Source organism: Aeromonas sp. HMWF016 (assembly GCF_963878195.1).
In the GTDB taxonomy this organism is placed as follows: Bacteria; Pseudomonadota; Gammaproteobacteria; order Enterobacterales; family Aeromonadaceae; genus Aeromonas; species Aeromonas lacus.
Window position 1 is genome coordinate 1 of record NZ_CAWNWX010000028.1, and the last position, 3,282, is coordinate 3,282.

2 protein-coding genes and 1 pseudogene are annotated in these 3,282 nt (G+C 41.0%); all 3 read right to left on the bottom strand.

Annotated features, from left to right (window positions below; genetic code table 11):
• Positions 1-429: 429 nt before the first annotated feature.
• Positions 430-814, bottom strand: a pseudogene (locus AACS24_RS04385) (transposase); the annotation flags it as partial.
• A gap of 196 nt (positions 815-1,010) precedes the next feature.
• Positions 1,011-2,858, bottom strand: a complete 1,848-nt coding sequence (locus tag AACS24_RS04390; RefSeq protein WP_146181456.1) for a hypothetical protein — start codon at positions 2,856-2,858, stop codon at positions 1,011-1,013.
• Positions 2,859-3,003: 145 nt separating this feature from the next.
• The coding region (locus tag AACS24_RS04395; RefSeq protein ID WP_219927752.1) for a LuxR C-terminal-related transcriptional regulator at positions 3,004-3,282 on the bottom strand (279 nt) is incomplete at its 5' end.

Here is a 3,282-nt window from a genome sequence, read left to right on the forward strand (position 1 = left end):
ATACTATATAAATCAAGAAAACTACTTTTCGTTAATATACATAATGAAGATGACAATCGATATAACATCTATATTAAGAGAGAGTAACTCTGGTGGAGTTCTAGTGCCTAATATCTATAAAATATGGATAATAAATTGATAGATAACTTATTTTTAGGGAAGTTGCATAGACTTAATTCTATGAAGTGTATAGTGCATGACTGACCTCTAAAATATCTTACAATCGACGGATTACTGCGTTTCGCATCTCTGTATTGAACGGCGTTGTTGCCCAAATCAGCCATCAAGTCATGACTTCCCCAGCCCCGGGTGACCGTACACTTGGGGCTTTCTGACAGGTAGGCCAAGGGTATTCAGTTTGTTTATGGCGCTTACATACGCCATGACTTCTCGCACTTGGCCGTTGTAGCTACGCAGACTGACCTTCTACTCGCCTTCACCAAACACCTTCAGCCCGGTTGAGTCAATAACCAAGTCGGTAATGCGTCCCTTTGGGGGCCACCTTCACCGTGCGTGCACGCTTGCAGACACAGCTATAGTCCGGTGCACACAACGGCACATTCATCAACTCGAACAGAGAGTCGAGTAGTCCCTGAGTGGCACGCAGAGTGAGGTTGAAAATCCCCTTGAGCATCAGGAAGGTACAGATGGTCTGGTCAGTGTACAGCTGGCTGCGGCCCCGCCGTCCATGATGGTCGTGGTGAAACCAGTTGCTCATGGCCTCGGCACCAACCCAGAAGGTGAGTGAACCACAGTTCATCAAAGACTTGTTGTATTGAGGCCAGTTGGTGATGGGGTGAAGCCACGTGCCCATGATGCAGACTTGAAGAGGATGAGGGTGATCAGATCACCGAGCCCTCAGTTAGTTCCATTCAAACTGCATTGATTTTGGCAACAACGCCGTATTGAACAGTAATAAGAGATTGGTGAAATAGTTCTGAAGAGAGTTCCAATGATTTTTACCTGACACTGGCTTTTTACCAGTGTCAGGTATTGAACTAAGTTAATAGTTAATATTGGTTACATGCATTATTAAAATTTAAACGAGCCCAGAGATCTGGTTTGGTTGTATCTTCTTCACCATTTGGCGTATAAATGGATATCTTGGCACATTCAGCATACGCATCCTTGACATAAATAGTTACTCTGGACGCTTGCTCTGTTGGTAATTGAAATTCTAGATGTGAAGATGCTCCCGAGAAGTCTGAAGTCTTAGAAACCAAAGCCTTACTTGAAACATCAACTTTGATATTATGTGGCTTAGTCGGTGGCTTGGGTGGTGATGCTGGTGATAGGGTAAATGTCAGCGCTATGGGTTTAGGGGTGTTGAGAGGTAATTGATCATCTATACCAATGTCCAATACTCGAACTCTCTCAGGCAGAAGCTCCTCTCCCGTGACTGTTTCTGAAGTACATCTTGGTTGAGACATTCCAGGGGGAGATAAAACCTGTGCACAATATGTAAATGTTTGACCATTCGTTCCATAAGGAATTTTTAATGATAGGCTAGAGCTTAATCCCTCCTCAGAACCAATAACTGTTTCACCCCGAAGCCATTCTTGCCTTACATTTGTAGGTTGAACTGATGAGATATTTGCCCAGCTTCCGTCTAGGCGATCCCCTTCTGTTACGGTCAATGATTCATCATCATCATTATTCCTCACTGAAACTGACAAGTCTGGCACGGCACCATTTCCGATATTGTAAGAACTGGTGCATGTCACTAACCCATTCTTGATTCCGGTTTTGGCTACTGGTCTTACGCAAAATCTAATCTGTCCTGTTCGATATTCCACGTTAAAACTCGTGGTGCCAGCTTCAACGATTTGCCATTCACTGCCTGAGCTTTCACGGTACTGCCAGGTCGTCGTGATTATTTCTTCAAGTCGGTCTTCAAGATCATTATCTAGATCAAAGTAACCGTCAATGACACCTATAACTGGTTCATTAAAGTCAATGTCTCCATTAATTGAAATCGCCCTTAACTCTGGAGCGGAGTTATTAAGAGATGGTGTGATCATATCAGTTTGTGCCGAGCAAGCATTATCTCCAATATTCCCTTCACTATCGATAGGCTGAACACAAAACCTAATCCTATGCCCCTCAATGTTAGGCCTTTCATTTATTAGTCCTGTGGAGTCAAGATCTAACACAGGTAATGAGGGGTATGTAGTTTGGTAAATTAAATGATCTTCCTCATTCAGCCATGTGACGTATGAAGGGCCTTCGCTATGCCCTTTACTATCTTCAAACTCATACGTTCCAGTTAGAGTGAAATCAATTGTTACATTATGGAGGGGGTTTAGATCTAAATTTATTGCAGTCGGTCTATGATTATCTTCAGGAGGGCGCTGAAGTATTTTAGATGAAGTTTGACAAACTGGATATCCAAACTCGGCACTAATATTCATCGGCCTTACACAGAATATAAGCAATTGCCCATCAATACTATCTAATGAAGGAATTATCCCTTCCTCTGTTAAGTTGATAACTGGATTTGTGTGTGAATTACCGTATGAAACAGCAGATAACTGGGTGCATGCAGGATTGATCTCAACGAAGCCAGAATCAATTTCAGTTAAACATGAAAGAGATAAACTATCGACAGGCGTACTGAACCAATAGTGTTCACTCGATGATTCTTGTTCACCATCCACATCAATGTAAACATATCCTGCTTGTGCTTGTGCACCATTGACGCCAAGGTCATTTAACTGACCCGTAATGGTTATATTGTCCACTTGAGGTGTCGCTTTAATATCGATTGAACTAGCGTTTACATTCCCATTAAGCAATGCTAACGATAACATTGAAATTATTTTTTTTCGTAACATAAATCCATGCGAAATATTAGCCATAATATAGTCCACTACGTAAATGCACGATTTTAAACGTAAGCTAACTGCTCTAATGGCTGAAAAAGTAAAAATATCTCCATTTGAGTGAGTAAGCTTAGGATAGGTTTAGCTGTATTACGAAACTTCTTATTGATTTCTTACTGTTTTAAATCAACTTGTTTTTTATTACGTACTCTCTTAATTCAAACATGGTTTTAATATTCAGCTTTTTTGTAATTCTCTGTTTATATGTGCTGATGGTTTTATCACTTAGAGTATAGCGCTTTGCAATATCAATGTTTCGCTCACCTTGGGCCAAGTGCTTTAAAATTAACAACTCACGTGTTGATAGAGAATCTAGCTTGTCGTGATCTGATCTGTTAGGTATGTGTGTATTCTGAAGTTTAATCGCTCGACTCTTGTCTACTACATATGGTGATAGAAT